This is a genomic window from Candidatus Chloroploca mongolica (assembly GCF_004762035.2).
In the GTDB taxonomy this organism is placed as follows: Bacteria; Chloroflexota; Chloroflexia; order Chloroflexales; family Chloroflexaceae; genus Chloroploca; species Chloroploca mongolica.
Map to the genome: position 1 here is coordinate 25,421 of NZ_SIJK02000041.1, position 18,006 is coordinate 43,426.

Below are 18,006 nucleotides of genomic sequence, written 5' to 3' on the forward strand. Positions count from 1 at the left end.
AACACTATCCGGACGCCCTGCCATCAGAACTCTGGTTCAAAGAGGAGCACGCCCGCATCACGGGTGGCGATGGCAAGTTGAAGGCTATCGTCGCGCAAGAGCAGGTTAAGGATTGGTCCGTGGCTCGCCAGATCGATCTGGTTCAACGGTGTACCCGTGGCGGTCTCCCAGAAGGTGACGCGCCCGCCAAGGCTACCAGTAATCATCAGCGCGCCATCGGCAGAGACGGTTACACTGGTGAACCAGCCATCATCTGGTGCGACCTCGATTGTCCGTACTTCGGTACCGTCCGAAGCGCGCCAGAGTTTAAGGGTACCGTCGCGACTCGTACTAGCCACAAGATCCTGACTGGCGATCATCCGCAGGGCAGTGATTGGGGCGCTATGTCCACGGAAGAGTCCCAGTTCGGCCCCACTCGTGACGTCCCACACCATGATTTCGGGGCGTTCAGAGGGAGTATTTGAGGCTGCTACGAGCGTGCGCCCTTCATCACTAAAGGTCACGGCAAGCACCGAGCCACTGAGGCCGTGGAGAGTCTGCTGAACATCAAAGGTATCCGTGTGCCAGATCACGACTTCGCCGCGATTATTGCCTACGGCGATACGCTGCCGATCGGCGCTCACATCGAGGGTCACAGCGCGCCCAGCGAGACCGGCGAGTTGACGGTTATGACTGGCACCATCGAGGCTGAGGACAACGAGGGCGCCATCCTCATTGATCGCAGCCATGCGAGTTGGACTAAGCAGGGCGAGATACTGGCCGGTCGGTGATCCTCCGCTGAGGGTCTCTTGGCGGCCAGTGACAAGCTGATGCAGGTTCACGGTACCATTGACGCCGCCGGTACCAAGGACGCTGCCATCAGGCGCATAGGTGAGGGCAATGACGGTACCCTGGCTCAAAAAAATCTGTTGTTGAGGCAAGCCCTGCTGAATATCCCACACCGTTAGCCCACCGGCAGTATCGCTACTCGCGATCAGCCTGGTGCTATCGGGATGCCAACTCAGGCTAAAGAGTTGCAACCCCTGCTCGCTGAGGGTGCCGCGACTCGTCCCGTTGCGGGCATCCCATAGACGCACGCTACCATCGAGGCTTGCGCTGGCGAGGGTGGTGCCATCGGGGCTGAAACTTACACCACGCATACCCACCCAACTCTGATGGCCTTGCAATTCGTAGGCAAACTGGCCGGTGGCAGCTTCAAGCAGATAGACTGAGCCATTGACTGAACCAACCGCAAGCTGGCGCCCATCGGGGCTAAAAGCAAGCCCGGTGAGCCAGTAGGGCTCGCCGCTGGTTGGATTGATTGGCCCGGTATAAGCAAAGGTAGTGAGCTCGCGGCCACGCGCTACGTCCCACATACGCACCGTACCATCACGCGAGGCCGACGCGAGAGTGGTACCATCCGGGCTAAAGGCAAGATTGCCAAGATAGGCGCGATGCCCGCTGAGCGTCGCGAGCAACCGACCTGACGCAACCTCCCAGAGCATCACAGTTGCATCGGTGCTTCCGGAGGCGAGCACGCTGCCATCGGGTGAAAAGGCGAGGCTCCTGATCCAGCCGGTATGCCCCTCGAACTGCCCGATCTGGCGACGGGTCATTACATCCCAGAGGTAGACCCGAGGATCATCCTGGGCACCCGAGGCGAGGATGCGGCCATCGGGCGCGAACGCGAGCGCGCTCACATCACCAGCGTGCCCTTCGAGGCGAGCCAGGGGCTCAAAACTCGTACCACTGCGCAACTCAACTGTCCGGCCAAGCGCGGTTGCGATCAGCCCGCCATCGGGCGCATAGAGCACTGCGCCAACCCGTTCATCACGCAACTGGCGGGTCTGGGTAAAGATCGCCCCGGCCTGAATGAGTGAAGCAGTGACAGGATCGGGGGTGCCCGCCACCCCGGGTGCCCCGCCCAATGTGCCGAGGGCTGCTGAGTCCGAGCCTGAAAACACCGCACGTTCGCGCAACACCAGAAAACCGAGCCAGAGACCCATCGCACAGATAAAGAGGGCGATGATCACGAGCGCCGTTGTGAGGGCAACCAGGAGCTTATTCGACCTGTCCGCACCCGGCTGAGTGGGAGCGGGCGTGGATAGAGTTGTGCCAAACGAAGACGGGAATGGCACAGGTGGTGGGGCAGGCGGTAATGGCCCGGCAATTTCAGGAGGCACAGCCGGGGCGAGCATCTGACCTGGGGCGCTTGCCGACACCACGCCTGGAGCCTGAACTGACGCGACTGGCTCGGCGGTGCCGAGCGTTCGTCCGGCCATCAAGCGTACGGCATGGAGGGCACTGCGCATCTCGCGGGCGGATTGATAGCGATTTACGGGCTTGAGTTCAAGCGAGCGCAGCACCAGTTGCTCGGCCAGAACAGAGACGCGGGGATGGATCGCCCGTGGTGCATCGAGCATTGTACCAGCCTGACGCTCAGGGGCTGGAGGTGGGGCCGATCCGGTAAGCAACTGATAGAGCACAGCACCGATGGCATAGACATCGCTCGTTGTCGTTGGTTCGGCGTGAAGATCGTGCAACTCGGGGGCACGATAGGGCGAGCGTTCGGAGCCAACGTGGCGCAGCAGCGCAAACGGAGCCAGAAAGAGAGAGCCATCGAGTGATGACCAGAGATCGGTGGCGCGCAGATCGCCTAGCAGGAGGGACGGGCCACGTTCGTGCAAATGATCGAGTCCATTTAAGAGTTGCTCAACATAGCCAAGCACCGTATCTTCGGACAAAGGCTCGTGGGGTTGACGGGCGAGTTGATCGAGTGACTGGCCGCCTGGATCATCGGTCACAACAAAATAGCTGAACCCCTGGGCAAAATGGTCACGCAGGGGCAACAACGGCGGAGCCTCGACACTGGCGATCTGGGTTGCCAGCGCTTGCACATCAGTCAACGCCTGGGCATCTGGCTGGGGCAATTGCGCGATCATCACGCGCAGTGCATGGCGAGTATCGAGCGCACGATAGATGACCTCGTCATCATACTCAGCCACCACCGCCAGGATGCGATAGTGGTCATGGAGAGTCGTCTCGGGTGCCAGCATGAGTTACCTCAGCGCCAACAAAATGTTCTTGCCCACCAGGGCGGGCGGGCCGCTAGCGCTCGCGGCATACGTGCCTTAATCGTAGGGCTGCTGCAAAGTCCCAGTAGGATTAGATAATGTCCGCAGATTACGCAGATTACGCAGATGGGCAAGTCATAATCTGCGTAATCTGCGTAATCTGCGGACAATCAGGATAACTTTGCAACAGCCCTGGCCTTAATCGGCAGCGATGGCTGCGTGTTCCGGGATCAGTGTACCATGATTGATCGCGGTTGTAATGCGCTCGACACACTGTTCGGCACTGATTGTTGCGCCCTCGATCGAAGCCAGGAAGTGCTGGCGCGTATAATCGCCGGCGAGGAAGAAATTGCTCACCGGGGTAGCCTGGTCGGGGCGATATTTATCGACGCCGGGCAGTGCCTGGTAGACCGAATTGGGAATACGGACGATGGTATGCTTGAGCAACTTTGCCTCACGGGCAACCGGGTGCAAGCGCCGGAACTCCTCCATCACAAACTGCACCAGTTCATCATCGGGCAGTTTGATCAATTCTTCGGCTGGTGCGACGACAAACTGCATAATGCTCTTGCCGCCATTATGGTATTCGGGCGCAACCATTGCCATATCGGCATAGACACTCAGATGCGTACCGGCGCTAAAGAGCAGATTGTCAACCCCAGCGATCCGACGGTCGAAGAAGAGTTGCAGCGTAATGACGGGTGAACCCTTGAGGTGCTTGAGGTTGGCAAAATAGTCATACTCGCGCAAACGATCAGGAATGATCTTGCGCAGATTATGGACGGGCATCGCCGAGATATAGACATCACCAGTGATCGTACTGCCATCATCAAGGACAAAACCCATGACCCGATTCGTCTCGGCGTCATAGTCAATGCTGCTCACCTTGCGCCCAAGCTCAACGCGACCGCCCAACTGCTCGATTTGCGCAATCAAGGGGCGCCAGATATTAGTATCGGGGGAGCCTTTGACGAGGGCCATTTTGGGCGCATTCTTTTCGTGGGCAAAGTGGAGCATTGCGGTCAAGGCAAGCTTGGCCGACACCTTATCGGCACGTTGAAAATTGAGCGCCAGGGCCATCGTATGCATCACCTCATCGAGCGAGCGCTGGCCCATCCCGTGACGAAGATGCCACGAGGCATAACTCTCATTATCCTGCTGATCGACATAGGACTGGTCGCCAAAGATCGGGCGGATCAAACCAAGGCCCATGCGCACCTTATCGCCGAGCGTCAGTGGCTTGAATTTGGCGACGCCAGCCAACCCGTTGAGTGGCGTCGGTAGCCAGGGCACAAAACTAATCCCCGCGAGGCCGTGGCGTTCAGAGGCAAAGATCATCTCGGCGGGCTTCCAATTAAAGGTATCACCGAGACCATAACGATCAAGAAAACCAAGGAGATGATGATAAGCGCCAAAAAAGACATGGAGACCGGACTCGATCCAATCACCGTCGGCATCTTGCCAGGCGGAAACTTTGCCGCCCGGAACATCACGCTTTTCCAGTACAATGACTTCGTGGCCGCGATCGATCAGGTTGCGAGCCGCAACCATTCCGGCTGGCCCGGCACCAGCTATAATTACACGCATCGTGAGTGCTCTTTCGATAGTAATCTGTTATTTAAAACGGTCGCCTATTACCGTTATATCACGGTTAAGAATCTGGCGCAAGGTATGCTCATGCTCATTGTTCGAGGCATTGCGGTGGTACTTCTCGTAGGACTACTGCTCATTCAATTTCTGCATCTCCGTGGGCCACGGGTGCTCGATCTTCCCCCACAGCAGACCGTCGTTACCTGCAATGATCGCATTGGCCTGCACACGCGGCTTACGGGCATTGGTGACGAGGCCTATATTCGCGGTGCGTTGGAGCAGGTACGCGCGATGGGAGCGCCGTGGATTGTCGAGCTCTTTCCGTGGGCGTATGTGCAACCGCGCTCGCGGTACGGCTACGACTGGGTCGGGGCGGATCTGGTGATCGAGCATGCGCGGCGTCAGGGGCTAACCGTGGTTGCCCGGCTTGACCTAGTACCAGGCTGGGCGAGGCCGGCGAACACGACCGACCGCTACCTCGATCCTGACTTTTACGACGACTATGCGGCCTACGTAGCCGCCTTTGCCGAGCGCTACGCCCCGCTGGGAGTACAGCACCTAATCATCTGGAACGAACCGAACCTCCGCTTTGAATGGGGCGAACGTCCGCCGGACCCTGGTGCCTATGCCGCCTTGCTCAAAGTCGTCTATCCGGCGGTCAAAGCAGTTGCCCCAGAGGCAATCATTATTGCCGGGGCACTCTCGCCGGGAACCTCGCTGGAAGATGGCGCAAGTCGGATGGATGACATGCAATACCTAGCCTCACTGTACGATGCCGAAGCGGGGCCATACTTTGATATGTGGGCCGTGCATGCGTATGGGGGGCAAGAGCCGCCGGACGCACCGCCGGGGTCTGAGCGGGTCAACTTTCGGCGCATCGAACTGGTACGAGCGATGCTTGACGATTTTGGTGACCACGACAAACGCCTCATCATCACCGAAGGTGGCTACAACGACCACCCGCGCTGGAGTGCAGCGGTACGCCCGGCTGACCGCGTACGCTGGACGATAGCCATGTACGAGCAAGCGCGCAGCTACCCGTGGCTCGAAGCAGTTGCGTTATGGCAACACAGCACACCGTTTGCGACGCGCTCGTACCCGGATGCCTGGAACTTTGTTGCCCCTGACGGCACCCCGCGAGCCGTCTATCTCGCCGTCCAGGAGTATGCTTTTGCGTGTGGTGAATGAGGCCAGCAAAGCTGGCCTCATTCACCACACGCGGGCGAGATGGACAGAGGTTGTCGCCAGCACAGGTGCTTGACAAAACACCCTCGCAGGCATACAATTTGGCCATAGAGAGTGAAATATGCAGCGATGCTCCTTCGTTAGGCGCGGCGCTCCCACAAACAAAGGTCATTGCCTCGGCCCGTCGAGAGACGCTCAGAGGTACACGGCACTTCTCGGCTTAAGGGATGTGTTAAGATGACTGCAGCACGACTGCTACGTTGTGGGAACGCTTAAGCTCAACCAGGGGGGAGTTCATCAGCTTTTCTTTTGCTGATGCCCCCCACATGTGCATGTGAGGGGCATTTCGTTTATCTGGAAGGAATATGGACGTTAGTAGTCATTCACGGCGGCGCGGTGTCGCGCATACAACCGCTCTGAGAATTGCTCTCCCTGCCTGTGCCTCCACGGTGGGCGTGTGCTGATGACTGCATGCCCCTGATGTTGCCTCAGACCTGGTGAGCGTTGCTCCACCGGGTTTTTTGTTCCCTCTGGAGTCGGTTGTACCGGCGATCTGCCTCTGGTTGGCCTTTGTGCCGACCCCGCGCCATGCTTCTATCACGTTGCACACGGCACACAACAGTGCATGTTGCATGCATATAGCGGGGGGGAACCATGACCACGTTTCCGAGCACCAACGTTGAGGATGTCCGCACACTCGTTGCTGACCGCCAACTGGCCGAATTGCGTGCCATGCTTGCATTCTGGCCCGAGCCTGAAGTGGCCGATCTGCTGATGGAATTGAACCCCACCGAGCAGATGGTCGTCTTTCGCTTGCTGCCACGCCAGATCTCAAGTGAAGTCTTTACCCACCTTGATACCGAGCAGCAGAATGAGCTTTTGACCCAACTGAACAGCGAAGAGACCCGGCATTTGCTGGCGAATCTGAGTCCTGATGACCGAACGCAACTCTTTGAAGAATTGCCGGGCCAGGCGACCCAGAAATTGCTCAATCTGCTTGGCCCTGAGGATCTGCGTGAAGCGCGTCAGTTGCTCGGCTACCCCGAAGAGAGTGTCGGGCGCTTGATGACCCCCGACTATGTCGCGGTTCGCCCTACTTGGACGATCTCACAGGCGTTACATCATATTCGTACGCGAGGGCGCGACAGTGAAACGATCAATACGATCTATGTTACCGACGGCCGCTGGCGCTTTCTTGATGCGATTGATCTGCGGCGTTTCATTATGGCCGAGCCAGAGCAAACGGTCGAACAGATTATGGATCGGGCCTATATTGTGCTTTCGGCCTTTGATGACCGCGAGCAAGCTGTGCGAGCGTTGCGCCGCTATGACCTGGCCTCGTTGCCGGTCGTTGACTCGGATGGCGTATTGGTGGGCATTGTCACCTTCGATGACCTGATCGATGTCGCCGACGAAGAGACGACCGAGGACTTCCACAAGAGCGCGGCGGTGGCCCCGCTACGGGCAAGCTATTCTGAAACGGGCATTCGCGAACTGGTGATGAAGCGTGCGCCGTGGCTGATTGTGCTGGTTTTTGTGAATATTTTTTCGGGGGCGATTATTGCCGCGTTTGAGGATACGATTGCAGCGGTGGTGGCCCTGGTCTTCTTTATGCCGTTGCTGATCGCGAGTAGCGGCAATGCCGGATCGCAATCGGCGACCCTGATGGTGCGGGCGATGGCGATGGGCGATATCAAGAAGAGTGACTGGGCGCGTTCGTTGCGCAAAGAGGTGCTGGTTTCTGCGCTGCTTGGCGTCTCGATGGCCGTGGCTGTCTGGCTGGTCGCTTTCTTCCGTACTGGATCCGAGGTGGCAATGGTGGTATCGCTGACGATGATCATCATTGTCATTGCCGGGAGCCTGATCGGAACGGTACTACCCTTTATTTTGAGTCGTTTTGGCCTGGATCCGGCGACGGCCAGTGGGCCCTTGATCACGTCGCTCTCGGATATTGCCGGGGTCTTGATCTACTTCTCGCTGGCGACCTGGTTGCTCGGCATTGTGTGAGGGTTCTCGCCTTGATCATGCAAAGAGGAAGCGGCCAGATGTATCTGGCCGCTTCCTCTTTGCATGATCTTACGCTTCGTAGCCGCGCCCTGCGGCGGCGACCGCCTCGCCGCCACCAAGGGCCGCAAGGAAATCGTCGTGCGTCATTGGCCGCGAGAACATGGGGAAGTCCTTGGTTGTCGCCATTTCTTGTTCTTCGGGGCTAAGCGTGGCGGTGCAGTTGGTGAGCGTAATCACGCTGTAGCCAAGCTCGTAGGCGGTGCGCATTGTTGACTCAACGCAGCAGTTGGTCAAAAAGCCGGCCAGGGCGACAGTCTTGATGCCGCGCTGACGCAGGATGAAATCGAGGTTGGTACTGGCGAAGCCGCAGAGCCCGCGCTTGCCCTCGACGACCAGATCGCCAGCCTGGGGTGTCATAATGTCAATGATCTGCGCCCCCCAGGTGCCTTTGCGAAACGAATTGCTGTCAACGACGCCCTTGAGAATGCCATAGGGCTCGGTGGGCAGCTCGGGATAGCCTTCGGCGAAACTGATGGGCGCGTGAATGACGATTGCGCCAAGCTCGCGGGCCTGGGTTGCCAGTTCAACCGCGTTGGCGAGCATGTTATTCTGGGCCATGACCCCTTTCACCGCATCGTGAAGCGTTCCACCCTCCGACGTGAAGTCGTTCTGAAACTCGATCAAGACCACCGCAGTCGTTTTCGGATCCATCATTGGCTCCTTTTTGTAGTTTTTTTCATACCAAGACACAGCAATGCACGATCACGTGCTTCCTCGTGTGCGAACCCTGGTGTAGGTGATGTTTGGCTGTGTCTTCAATTATGCGTGAGAGTGAGGGGGCTGTCAAGGCATGCGAAATCTCGGCGTCTCCGCGTCTTGGCGTCTCTGCGTTACAATAGCGGGTGGTTTTTTTAACGCAGAGGCGGGGAGGCGCAGAGGCGCAGAGGTGGTGGGTGATGAATGATGCGTCGGCTGAGGTGGTGATTTGTGGGGCGGGGATTGCGGGGATTGCGACGGCCTATGAGTTGGCGGTGACGCATGGGGTGCGTGGGGTTGTGCTGGTGGAACAGGGCGATCCGTTGGCGCTGACGAGTGATAAGTCGAGTGAGGCGTATCGCAACTGGTGGCCCGATGAGGCGATGGTGGCGTTGATGAACCGGAGTCTTGATCGGTTGGAGGCGCTGGCGTCGGATCATGCGCTTTTGCTGAATCGGCGTGGTTATCTTTATGTCACGCTCGATCCGGTGGGTGCCGAGCGGTTGCACGCGAGTGCGCAGCAGGTCAGTGCGGCTGGGGCTGGCCCGTTGCGCGTGCATCGGGCGGGTGCATCGGGCGTGCCGTATGTGCCTGCGTCGGCGCATGGTTTTGCCGATCAGCCTGATGGGGCCGATATGATCCTTGACCGTGACTTGCTGCAGCAACACTTTCCGTGTTTGACCGAGCAGGCTGTTGCCGCGTTGCATGTGCGACGGGCCGGCTGGTTTAGCGCACGTCAGCTTGGCATGTTGATGCTTGAGCAGGCCCGTGCCACCGGGGTGCAGTTGCTGCGCGGGCACTTGTCTGGTGTTGAGGTGGCGGGAGGGGCAGTACGCGGGGTGCAGGTGGATCTGGTCAATGGTGGCACAACAAAGATCGCTACGCGTGCCCTGGTCAGCGCGGCCGGCCCGCTCCAGCAGACGATCGGCACCATGCTCGGCCTGAAGCTGCCAATCTACAACGAATTGCACCTCAAGCTCTCGTTCAACGACCAGCTTGGCATCGTACCCCGTGACGCACCGCTGCTGATTCTCAACGATCCGGTTGTGTTGCCGTGGGAGACCGAGGAGCGCGAAGCGCTGGCGGAGGACCCCGCGTTGCGCTGGCTGCTTGACCCGTTGCCTGCCGGTGCCCACGGGCGGCCCGAAGGCGGCCCCGGCGCAACAACGCTGCTCTTGCTCTGGGATTATCACACAACCCCGGTCGAGCCAATTTTTCCGCTGCCGGTCGATCCCGTTGTGAGCGAGGTGGTGCTGCGTGGCATGGCGACGCTCATTCCAGGGCTAGCAGCCTACCTCGAACGTCTGCCGCAGAGCTATGTTGATGGTGGGTACTACACGCGCACCCGCGAAAACCGCCCACTGGTAGGCCCCCTGCCAGTTGAGGGGACCTACATCATCGGCGCACTTGGTGGATTTGGGCTGATGGCAGCGTGTGGCGCGAGCGAGTTGGTCGCGGCTCACGTCGTCGGGGCCAGCCTGCCCGCGTATGCCCCTGCCTTTGACCTGCGCCGCTACGATGATGCGGCGTATATGGCGCGTCTGGCGCAGTGGGGGGACGTGGGACAGTTGTAAGGTAGCCTTAGCGACGCATTGGTTGCAACCGCAGATAGGTCAGCGTACGCCAGAGCCATTCGGCGGGACCGTAGCGGAAGCGCCGCATCCACCAGTGGCTCAGCGGGATCTGGGTGGCATAAATGGCAATGGCGATCAGCCAGCCGGCTGCCGCCCCAACCTGCCCAAAGAAACCCAGGCCATAGCTGTAGAAGATCAGGGTCGCAATGATCGACTGCAACAGATAGTTGCTCAGGCCCATCTGCCCAACAGGGGCGAGCGCACTCAGCGGGCGCTGCCACGGATCACGGCGCGAGAGTAGCGTGATGCTACCGAGATACGCCAACGACTGAGCCACGCCACCGATAGCCAGGGCCAGATTCGCAAAAGCCAGATCCCAGCCAAAGATCGCCCGCGAGATCTGCATGATCGCAAAGGCATAGTAGAGATTAGCTGGAATGCCGATCAGAAAACCCCAGATAACCAGGCGACGGAAAAGGCCCGTATGGGCATCGAGATCAGCAAAGATCTCGCGTTTGCCAAAATAGGCCCCAATCAGAAACATCCCCAGGACCGTCGGGGCCATCGTGAGGGTACCAAGCCACATCGTCTGAAGATCGCGGGCGCGCTGGGCCGTGATTTCCAGAAACGAGCCCGTTTGATAGACTTCGCGCGCACGCTCAGCCTCTTGGGCAAACATCGCTTCTTGCTCGACAAACGCCGCCTCGATCTGGACAGCAGCCTCGGGCACAGTGCGGCCAAACTCGATCAGGGCAGCGAGCGCCAGACTAAGCACTTGCGGGATCGCCAGAAAGATGCCAGCCCAGATTAGCAAGGTACGTGGGCGTTTGACTTTGCTAAAGAGCAAAAGCACAAACCCGAGCAGCGCATAGAGGACCAAAATATCGCCGATCCAGATAAAAAAGGCGTGAACAAGGCCAAACCCCAGCAGCACCAGCAACCGACGCATATAGACCGTCCAGAACTTGCCGCCGCGTGCGCGAGCGCGCTGAAGCTGAAGCGCAAAACCCAGGCCAAACAAGAGCGAAAAGAGCGTATAAAACTTGCCTTCGGTCAGAAAATGCACCAACCAGAGGCCAACCCGATCATACCAGGGCATATTCGGGTCGAGCGGGAGCAAATAATTCTGAAACGGATTACTAAACAGATACATATTGACCGTCAGAATGCCAAAGAGCGCGAATCCACGAAGGATATCAATCGTCGCAATGCGTTCAGTCTCGGCCACAGGGCGAGCGGACGCCTGGGGCATTGGCGAAACGTCGGGCATTGCCGGTGCCTGCGTCATCGGTGAACCTCCTGTCAATGAGGAAATAGGAAATAGGCGAGCGTATCAGGGCGCGATGTATGCCTCCGAACGGTACAGGAGCCTGAAACCTTGGGTTGGGTGAGGAGCGTAGCGAAGGATCGTGGGCGTCCCAATGACAGCGCTGACCATACGGTACCACTTATCGTCTATCGTCATTGGTATAGTACCGCGTGGCCGGGGATCTGACGAGTGACGATCGTCATCAAAGCGGGATGACAATGGTCATGGAATGATGGGCCGAAGGATGCGCCCCGCCCACGGGCGTGGGCCTTGGACGGGGGCGCGTGCTTTAGGGCAATTGCATCTTCCGTTGGCGCTGGCCGGCTGGAGCGCGTACGTCGACCAGATGGCCGGGTTGGTGCAGGCGGCTCGCGGTCGAAAGGTGGCATGATGGCCCAACACGACCATCGCGATCCCTCGATTGGAGCATGGGACACCCTGCGCTGACGATGCGTGCATTGCGTCTATCGCGAAGCATCCACGATGCACAACCGTAGCCCGGAACAGCACGACCATTCACGCCACGAGGGCGTGTGCACGACGGACACCAGGCGGTACTTGTCGGGGCATGGCGGAAACTCCGCGTCTGCATCAGGAAAGGCCGCCCGGCGATACGCCCAAACGGCGCCAAAACAGCGCCAAAATGGCTCCAAAACGTGACGTAAACATCGGCATCGTTACGGGGTATCGACAGCATTCGCCAGGCGCACCCTGCCACGCTCAGGGACTGAACTCCATGCACCTGGGCTGCCGTCCTGGGCCTACATCGAGCGTTTGCCCGATCACCGATTGACATAGGCCTTCCTTTGTAGCTATAATCTTTACGTGTGATATTTTCACGCATATCAGTGTTTCGATACGGAGCGAGCTATGTTAATTGAGTTCAGCGTAGAAAATTTTCGTTCGTTTCAAGATCAGGTAACCCTGAGCATGGAGGCGGCAAAGATTTCCTCACGCCCAGCGTCGCTTGACGAGCACAATGTGTTCAGTGCAGGAAAAAACGTGCGCCTGTTGACCAGTGCCGCAATCTATGGTGCCAACGCAAGTGGTAAGAGCAATCTGATTGCCGCGCTGCGCTTTATGCGCACGTTTGTAGGCAGGTCGTTCAGCGATACTCAGGTTGGCGAGCCGATCCCGGTGGAGCCGTTCCGCCTGAATACGGAAACAGAACGGCTCCCGTCGACCTTCGAGATCGTCTTTCTCATTGCAGATGAGCAATACCGCTATGGTTTTGCGGCGAATTCGGAACAGATTGTGCGGGAATGGTTGTTTCGGCTCGGCTCATCGCGTGAACTCACCCTGTTTGAACGTCACGATGCGCAGATCAAGGTCAATTCCCGCTCGTTTCGGGAAGGATTGGGCCTTGAAAAACGAACTCGTTCCAATGCGCTGTTTCTGTCGGTGGTCGCCCAGAATAACGGGGCAATCGCCGGCGATCTGGTGCGCTGGTTTGGGCAGCTTGGTGTGAATCTTGGTGTCACTGACAAGCGCGATTTGATTGAGGCACTACACAATTTTGAGCGTTCATCTGATCGTGAAGCAATTGAGGAGTTGGTACGGCGGCTTGATATCGGCATTGAGGCTATCGCTATCGAACGTGTGCCTTTTCAACCGCCATCCACTATGCCTGCCGAGGTTTCCGAATTGATGCAACAGATGTTCGACCGGCTGACGAAAAATAGCGACAAGGTCGAGTCTGTGAGTGTGAAAACCTATCATCAGCGTTATGATCGTGACGGAGGATCGGTGGGTACGGTGGCCTTTGACCTGGAAGCGCAAGAGTCTGCTGGTACTCGTCGTGCCTTTGCGCTGGCGTACCCAATCGTCCGTGCATTGCGGAAGGGTGGGGTGCTGGTGGTAGACGAGTTGGATGCACGCATGCATCCGAACCTGGCAGTCGAGTTGATCAAGCTCTTCAATGATCCGGTCACCAATCCGCACCATGCCCAGTTGATCTTCACCACGCACAACACCAACTTGCTCAGTGCGAAGCTGTTTCGGCGTGATCAGATCTGGTTTGTCGAGAAATCGCGTCGAGGTGCCTCAGATCTCTATTCGCTGGTCGAGTATCGTCTTGACGAGCGCATGGTGCGCAACGATGCTTCGTTTGAGAAGGACTATATCGCCGGGCGCTATGGTGCGGTGCCGTTTATTGGGGATTTAGCCGGTTTGCTAGAGGCCGAACATGGCCAGGAATAAATCGGGTAAGACTGCACAAGGTCGATCCCGGCGACGCATCGGCGTTCGTGAGGTACGCCAGCGCATTCTCCAATCAAGCCTTTGAACTCTGGTATCTGCTCCACTTTGACTTTCATCACACTGCGATCTCACGTAGCGATTACGGTGATCGGTTAGCTCGGCGACTCACGCATGGCTATGCCAAGAACGACGTGCAGATCTATACACTCCTGTACGAACGGCAAGCAACAGCAATTGCCAATGCTCAGCGCTTGCTTGCATGCTATAACCCCTGGCGTCCAGAAAACGACGATCCGTCCACAACAGTACACGAACTGGTTGAGCAGTTGAATCGGCATCGCCGTCAGTAATGAGATCGGGAGATGTAACGGCGCTGCTTGTTCTCCAGCGAGCGGGTCAGGTTGTCGTATTCCAGCGGCCCATTACTCTGGTGTATCCTCGCTCGTCTGGCGCAGGCTTTCGAGGGTTTTGCCGGTGCGTTCCAGATAGACGTTTGCGTAGATGTTGATCGACGCCCAGCCGGTGATCTGCTGGCCCCAGGTATTGATCGGTATGCGCCGACCTTCGTACTCGACATCGTAGCCGCTTGCAATTGTGGCAACGGCATTGGGATGGCCGGTAACGTAGACCCGGTCGCCGACGTTGATTCGCCCATCGGCAAGCATGCGCGGCAGCCGGTCGCGACTGGTACGCCGAGATGCAGTATTGTGCTCGATGTCGCTGCCAGCTCCGTAGCGTTCAGCCATCTCTGTGAGTGGCGTCATCGCGTACTGCTCTATCAACGCGAAGATCGCTTTGGCACGCTCCTCGACGAAGAAGCCGAACAGGCCGTCCCAGGTCTGTTCGTCAAGGATCTCGGCAGGAATGAGGTGGCTGGCAAGACAGTCCGCAAGCTGGGTATTCTTTTTCTGCCGCAGTTCATCCAGGTAGTCATGTGGTGAGCGTTTGCCGATGCGGATATTCAGGCGTTTGGGAATCAGGGTGCGATTGGCGACACAGTCGACCAGTTGCTCGGCCTCGTCGTTGTCCATATCGAGTTCGGGCCGGCTGGCAATGTAGGCACGGGGATAGATGTGATGGTCGTCGAGATCGCTTGTCGCCAGGCTGATGCGCTGGGTGCTGCTCCAGTCGTGCAAGCCACTGGCATTGTAGGCGAGCAGGTTCAGCACACCACGATAGGTCAGGCTGGCACGCCGGGTGTAGCTGTAGAGGTCGGTCGGCTCAGTGATCAGTGAGCGCAAACGCCGGAAGTAACCGCGGGCGGTGATGGGTTGGCCATGTGCAATCTGGGTGAGTGCCTGGCTATCGGTGATGATGACCTCGTTCGTCGCCGTACTGTAGCGGTTTGCAAAGACTGAAGCCCAGTACCAGAACTCGACGAAGGCCCGTTGTTCCTCACTCATGCGGTCGAAGCCGCCGCCAATCTCGCGTAGGAAGATCATGAGCGGGATGAGCATGTTCTCTGAGGGCATCCAGTTCTGCGCTAGAATGAAGTGCTGTCCATCCAGATAGCGCAGTGTGGAAGCATAGAGTGTGCAGACCTCGTCCCAGAGCCGTTGGAAGTCGGCAGCCTCCAGGTGCTCAAGGATGTAGCTACGGTCGATCTTGATCTGCCCGCCCCGTTCGGTGGCACGAATGAAGGCAATCGTGCGCACGATAACCTCACGGTTCATCTGGAACTGGGTCTGGGTCTCGAACTCCTCGATCCGTTTGCGCAGGTTGAACCCGCTGTAGAGCTTGGCTGCCAGAATATCGATGAAGTTGAGCTGAATGCCCCGACTGTTGCTGCGCTCGAAGAAGAGGCAGAATTTCTCCAGGGTCATATCGAGCAGGTAGAAAGCGACCATCTTCTGGCGTTTGTAGAGTTCAATCAGGCGTCGCAGTGTGCGCCGATAGATGCGCCGATCCAGCTTGATGGTGTCAGGGTCGGCTTCGGCAAGCTGTTGTCGGGCATAGGCCGAGGCCGCAAACCGCTCATCCATCTGTTCGTCATCCCAGTTCTCAATCTCGGCGGTATAGGCATCGACGAGGCGCACCGAGATGGCGTCGGATCGCTCCTCGCCGGCGAACTCTTCTAAAATCGCTTCCAGTTCGAACTGGTGCGGGTTGGTCTCGTGGCGCACGTCACGCACGATGCAGTAGACCTCGTCGATGCCGGTGATCGCGCGGTAGAGTGCGGTGATCCGCTGCTGGCCGTCGAGCACGATGCGCAGGTTCTCGGTCTGTGCCCGACGCTTCATCTCGTCGCTGTCGATGGCATGGACGGTCAGTCGCCGATTGCTGCCCTTGCCTTTGCGCGGACGGGTGTCGATTTCGCGCAAGGTCATGCCAAAGGATGGCTTGCCATAGATGATCGTGCCGATGAAGATCTCCTTCACCAGCGAGTCGAACAGATCGTAGGTACGGTCGAGTTCCCAGCGGAAGTCGCGCTGGAACTCGGGGAGCATGATTGTCTGCTGCTGAATGCCTCGAATCGTGTCGAGGAGCGATTCGGTGCGGGATTGGGTGTCGTGCATTGTAATACTCCACTGGAATAACGGGTGTTACATCTCCCTACAACCTCGTCTCTTGCTGAATGTAGTGCTGGAGCAACGGCACGGTGATCTGGTAGTGGCCATCCTCGGTGCGGGTGATGATCTCGCGGCGGGTCATGCGCCGTAGGAGCCGCCCGAAGCTGTCGTCGCTGCCGACCAGGGTGCGCAGTTCGTCGCCGCTGTGCGGGCGCTGCGCCAGCCGAGTCAGGACGGCTTCGCCAATGTCGCCGCCGCTCTCGGTGCGCCACTGATCGCTCAGATAGGCGCCGGTCTGTTCGGCGAAGAGCTGGGGCAAGATGGCGGTGAGATCGGCGGGGGTGGCTGTGTACCGACCCTGCGCGTTGAGCCGCTCGATCAGGCTGTAGGCCAGCACTTGTAGCAGGAATGGCTGGCAGTGGGTCAGGCGCAGGATCTCGTCTTCGACCGGTGCCAGGGTTGCGGTGGGGAATGCAGGCGTGGGCTGCCGTAGCAACCCGCGGGCGTCGGCCTGCTCCAGGAAACCGACCCGGATCGAGACGACGTTGATCAGGTGGCTGGCCCAGACCGGGCGCATTTCGTCGAGTTCGTGAACGCCCGCGAGCATGACGGCGATCTTGCGCCGATCCTGGATGAGCGAGCGCAGGATTTCCAGCACGCGCTCATCATAGGTGCCGCGGGTAATGCCTCGTTCGAGTCCTTCGTATTCGTCGAGGGCCAGCAGTAACACCTGCTCGCCAAGCCACTGTTCGACCTGGTCGATCCAGGACCAGAAGGCCGCCAGTGGTTCCCGTTCGGCCCGGTTGCGGTCGAGTCTGGGCATGTCGCTGCGCCGATTGCTCGCCCGCAGCGCCCGCTCGCGGATGTCCTGCTCCAGCCGTTCGAGCAGGGCCGGCAGGCTGTCGACCTGGGCCTGCATCGAGAGATCGACCGGCAGGATCTTGCTGCTCATACGCTTGGGCAGGAAGCGCAGGATCGAGGACTTGCCGCTGCGGCGCGGGCCAACCAGCAGCAGCGGCGTTGGGCGGCTGTTGTCGCCGACAAGCCGACTCAGACGCTCGAAGGTCGCATCGCGCCCACGGAAGACCTCATGGTCGCCGCTGCGGTCGGGTTCGAGCGGATTGCCTGAAGGTTTGTAGGGGTTGCGGATGTAGCCTCGGGCCTGGAGTTCGCGCTCGATCTGGTTGATGCGGTCGGCGATGATCCTGTCCCAGGCACCCAGCGTGGCCTGGAGCGGGGCCAGATCGGGGGTGGCCGACCAGAACCCGCCCTGGCGGGTCTCATCGATGTACTGGCGGGCATCGTGCAAACGGTTGATCTGGTTGTCAACACTACTGCCCGGCTCCAGCGCCGCAGCGACCTCCTTGCTGATGTCGCGCAGGGTTGGCAACAGCGAGCGCAACTGGGGCAGCAGATCGTCGTCGGCGGGCAGCCAGGTCAGGCTGTTGTTCAGATTGGCGATTGTGGGCAAACTCTGCGCCTGCCCGGCCTCGTTCACCGTGAGCCGCACATAGGCCTGCAATGCCGCCCGGCGCTGGTAGGGATGCGCCGCAACCTGAGCCAGCACCTCGCGCCCTTCCTGCGGGTAGTGTCGGGCCAGGTTCACCAGAGCCCGGCTCAGCCAGGGGAAGGGCAGCACGGCCCGTTCGTCCCAGAGTGGCGGCAACCAGCGCGCCCGCGCCGGGGTAGGCTTGCCGAACGCAACCCGCAGCACCCCGAGCAGGCCGAATGGGTAACTCCAGAGGTGGAGTGATGTACTTACTGCGGCCACGCCCCCGGCCACGACCCCGGCCACGACCCCGGCCACGCCCCCGGCCACGCCC

The 18,006-nt window shown here is 59.1% G+C and carries 11 protein-coding genes and 1 riboswitch; of the genes, 5 read left to right on the forward strand and 6 right to left on the reverse strand.

Translation table 11 applies throughout. The annotated features are described in order from the left end of the window. Positions 1-23 precede the first annotated feature (23 nt). Positions 24-3,035: a protein kinase domain-containing protein gene (locus EYB53_RS18665; RefSeq protein ID WP_135479909.1), complete on the reverse strand. Its 3,012-nt coding sequence runs from the start codon at positions 3,033-3,035 to the stop codon at positions 24-26. Positions 3,036-3,251: 216 nt separating this feature from the next. Further along, entirely contained in the window at positions 3,252-4,640 is a 1,389-nt protein-coding gene (locus tag EYB53_RS18670) for an FAD-dependent oxidoreductase (RefSeq protein WP_135479910.1), read from the reverse strand. A gap of 90 nt (positions 4,641-4,730) precedes the next feature. Here EYB53_RS18670 and EYB53_RS18675 point away from each other — a divergent pair, with 90 nt between their 5' ends. Together EYB53_RS18675 and mgtE are read left to right on the forward strand one after the other, a co-directional pair. Continuing rightward, positions 4,731-5,831, forward strand: coding sequence for a glycoside hydrolase 5 family protein (locus EYB53_RS18675; RefSeq protein WP_254151135.1), 1,101 nt, complete (start codon positions 4,731-4,733; stop codon positions 5,829-5,831). 126 nt (positions 5,832-5,957) lie between these two features. Continuing rightward, positions 5,958-6,124, forward strand: a riboswitch (M-box (ykoK) riboswitch). A gap of 358 nt (positions 6,125-6,482) precedes the next feature. Then, complete coding sequence (gene mgtE, locus EYB53_RS18680; RefSeq protein WP_135479912.1) at positions 6,483-7,835, forward strand: magnesium transporter; 1,353 nt, start codon at positions 6,483-6,485, stop codon at positions 7,833-7,835. Between the two features lie 69 nt (positions 7,836-7,904). On the opposite strand, the gene EYB53_RS18685 is transcribed toward mgtE, so the two are convergent. Beyond that, positions 7,905-8,549, reverse strand: a complete 645-nt coding sequence (locus EYB53_RS18685) for a cysteine hydrolase family protein (RefSeq protein WP_205712686.1) — start codon at positions 8,547-8,549, stop codon at positions 7,905-7,907. Positions 8,550-8,791: 242 nt separating this feature from the next. Between EYB53_RS18685 and EYB53_RS18690 the strand changes: the two genes are divergently transcribed. Further along, entirely contained in the window at positions 8,792-10,165 is a 1,374-nt protein-coding gene (locus EYB53_RS18690) for an NAD(P)/FAD-dependent oxidoreductase (RefSeq protein WP_135479913.1), read from the forward strand. A 7-nt stretch (positions 10,166-10,172) separates the two neighbouring features. Here EYB53_RS18690 and EYB53_RS18695 read toward each other — a convergent pair whose 3' ends face one another. Beyond that, positions 10,173-11,453: a DUF418 domain-containing protein gene (locus EYB53_RS18695; RefSeq protein ID WP_135479914.1), complete on the reverse strand. Its 1,281-nt coding sequence runs from the start codon at positions 11,451-11,453 to the stop codon at positions 10,173-10,175. 891 nt (positions 11,454-12,344) lie between these two features. Here EYB53_RS18695 and EYB53_RS18700 point away from each other — a divergent pair. Both EYB53_RS18700 and EYB53_RS18705 read left to right on the forward strand, forming a co-directional pair. Continuing rightward, the gene (locus EYB53_RS18700; protein WP_135479915.1) at positions 12,345-13,673 is read left to right on the forward strand and encodes an AAA family ATPase; all 1,329 of its coding nucleotides are present in this window, start codon (positions 12,345-12,347) and stop codon (positions 13,671-13,673) included. A gap of 47 nt (positions 13,674-13,720) precedes the next feature. Beyond that, positions 13,721-14,023 (forward strand): RloB family protein, encoded by a 303-nt coding sequence (locus EYB53_RS18705; protein ID WP_167857476.1) that lies wholly within the window; start codon positions 13,721-13,723, stop codon positions 14,021-14,023. Between the two features lie 72 nt (positions 14,024-14,095). On the opposite strand, the gene EYB53_RS18710 is transcribed toward EYB53_RS18705, so the two are convergent. Both EYB53_RS18710 and EYB53_RS18715 read right to left on the reverse strand, forming a co-directional pair. Next, positions 14,096-16,189: a GmrSD restriction endonuclease domain-containing protein gene (locus EYB53_RS18710; protein ID WP_135479917.1), complete on the reverse strand. Its 2,094-nt coding sequence runs from the start codon at positions 16,187-16,189 to the stop codon at positions 14,096-14,098. Between the two features lie 37 nt (positions 16,190-16,226). Further along, a partial coding sequence (locus EYB53_RS18715; protein WP_135479918.1) for an ATP-binding protein occupies positions 16,227-18,006 on the reverse strand: 1,780 nt, incomplete at its 5' end.